The sequence below is a fragment of the Microcystis sp. T1-4 genome (genome assembly GCF_000297435.1).
GTDB lineage: Bacteria > Cyanobacteriota > Cyanobacteriia > Cyanobacteriales > Microcystaceae > Microcystis.
Map to the genome: position 1 here is coordinate 1 of NZ_CAIP01000063.1, position 2,225 is coordinate 2,225.

Annotated in this window: 2 protein-coding genes and 1 pseudogene; 2 read left to right on the forward strand and 1 reads right to left on the reverse strand. The window is 43.1% G+C overall.

Annotated features, from left to right (window positions below; genetic code table 11):
- Positions 1-169: 169 nt before the first annotated feature.
- Positions 170-934 carry a PD-(D/E)XK nuclease family protein gene (locus tag MICAI_RS03600; RefSeq protein ID WP_008197866.1) on the reverse strand — a complete coding sequence of 255 codons (765 nt, stop codon included), beginning with the start codon at positions 932-934 and terminating at the stop codon, positions 170-172.
- Positions 935-1,103: 169 nt separating this feature from the next.
- On the opposite strand from MICAI_RS03600, the gene MICAI_RS26250 reads away from it, so the two are divergent.
- Both MICAI_RS26250 and MICAI_RS24830 read left to right on the forward strand, forming a co-directional pair.
- Positions 1,104-1,325 carry a hypothetical protein gene (locus MICAI_RS26250; protein WP_051011148.1) on the forward strand — a complete coding sequence of 74 codons (222 nt, stop codon included), beginning with the start codon at positions 1,104-1,106 and terminating at the stop codon, positions 1,323-1,325.
- A gap of 110 nt (positions 1,326-1,435) precedes the next feature.
- Positions 1,436-2,225 (forward strand): annotated as a pseudogene (locus MICAI_RS24830) (IS630 family transposase); the annotation flags it as partial.

Consider the following 2,225-nt stretch of genomic DNA (forward strand, 5'->3'; position numbering starts at 1 on the left):
ATTTATTGGGAGTTTCCCTGATTTGTACCCAGTAACGGGGCGCTGTAAATTCTCTTAATCCCTTCTACAGCACAGCTTATGGCTTTTTGTCAACGGGGAAGTCCAGTAATAAAAATAATCTTCAGAATTCAGAGTTTAGAATTGAGAATACTGACGACATCGGCAATAATTAGACAAAAGGATTGATTTCAGGGATATCATTGATCGAGGGTAAGTCTATTGGGTCCGATCGCTCTTGTCTAAGATAATAGGGACAATGAAGCTGACAATCGGGACGATGGGGAAAATCAACTAAATCATTTTGGTATGCTGATAGATAGCGATCGAGAGCCTTCAATAAACGGCGTAAATCCCGCCCTGTCCGTTGGTGTAGTTTGCGATTATAGTTAAAAGTAATTTGTTCGGGGCTGCGGGGTAACTGCACAAACCAATAGGTCATCGATAAACTATCAAGAGGATAAGCAGAAGTTTCTGCCAACACATACAGATAAAGTCTCGTCTGCCAATTTTTGGCTAGTTTGTCGGCATCGATCGGCTTTAAGTAGGTTTTCCAGTCAAAAATTACCGCTCGATCACTCTCTAATAAAATTAAATCATAGATAACCGTTAATAAATAATTACCCACAGTTAAACTGCGACAATGTTCCGCTTCTCGATTGTCTTCTCCCGGATTTTGGGCAATGGCCGGGGCAGCCTTTAATAGGGCTGTTAAACAATGTTCTAACTGTTCATTTTCCCCTAATAAAGACGCAATCGGCAGCCCTAATTCCCGCTGCTGTAATAATAGGTGAAACTGACTGCCCCATTCTTGCCCCTGTAATTGTCCGGGGTCAGCCGGTGTGTTAAGTTGCTCTAGATAGACTTTTTGAAATCTGGGTGGACAAGTTTCCAATAGGTTTAAATGACCTTGGGCAAAACGGTAGATCTTAGGCATAATAGGGTTATCGTGAATAAAACAGCAGTTAGCCGATGATTTTGATCTGACAGACGGTAAACCGTATTATATAGTTTTCCCGATCAATGTTAATTTCTGTTATGGAAGTCTTGAAAGATTGGGGATTGTTTGCACAAAATAGTCGCAGCCATCCTTTGCGGTGAATGTCATGAATTCTTCACTTTTGTCGATTCTTCCTGCTGTTGACGGTGTTTTGTTTAATTTTGCTGAATCTGATCTATTTTGGGAAAATTTGGCAGTGGCTTTTGGCAAAAGCAGTGGCAAAGTCGAGATTTTAGTCAACGTCCTGAGATTGAGGTATTTAGAGTGTAGGCTGCGTGTTTGCGGCTATCAATTCCGTCAAAAAAACAAAATTAACCATCTGCCCTAAAGCACCACCTCTATTATTAAATCGGTGCGTTACGCTATCGCGCTTCACAGCCTAGTGGACTGTTTCAGCTAAAATAGGGCAATAGCTCGAACAAGCAGAGGACATCAATCATGGGAAGAGGTCGGTGAGATAAAGTCAATCTAACAGGGGAACAAAGAGAAAACCTCGAACAAATCAGTCGTAATGGCTATGCACCGGCTAAAAAAATTCTCTGCGCTCGGATTTTGCTGATGTGTGACGAGGGAGAACAGGCGAAAAGAAAATGGACAGATGAAGAAATAGCCGAAGCTTTAGAGGTCAATAGAAACACAGTGGGACGTATTCGTCAAAGATTTCTTCAAAAAGGCGAAAAACCAGCATTAGAACGGAAATCGAGAAAAACTCCCCCCACTCCAGCAAAAGTTGATGGAGCCGCCGCTGCCCAAATCATTGCCCTGTGCTGTTCGGAGCCACCATCTGGCCGAGCCGAGTGGACAATCCGACTATTAACCTCGGAACTCAAACAAAGACAAATTATCACCGAGATTTCCAGTCCAACGGTGTGGCGTACTCTAAAAAAAACCAATTACGCCCTTGGAAAACCCAAAGATACTGTATTCCGGAACAGGATTTAGCCCGATTTGTTGCCCAGATGGAAGTTGTCCTTGACCTGTATGGCACTCAGCCATCGGAAGAAGAACCGTTAATCGCGATGGATGAGGCATCAAAGCAACTACTTGGAGAAGTTTACCCCCCGATACCCATGCAACCTGGACAAGATACAAAAGAAGACTATCACTATAGTCGTGAAGGGGTTCAAGCCTTGTTCATGTTTTTTGACCCCCATCGAGGATGGAGACGGGTGAGTAACCGAGATAGTCGAACCCGAATAGATTGGGCAGAAGAAATTCGTCAATTATT

Coding starts and splice junctions, on each gene's coding strand:
- MICAI_RS26250 (WP_051011148.1), top strand. CDS start 1,104: ATGAATTCTTCACTTTTGTCGATTCTTCCTGCTGTTGACGGTGTTTTG.
- MICAI_RS03600 (WP_008197866.1), bottom strand. CDS start 934: ATGCCTAAGATCTACCGTTTTGCCCAAGGTCATTTAAACCTATTGGAA.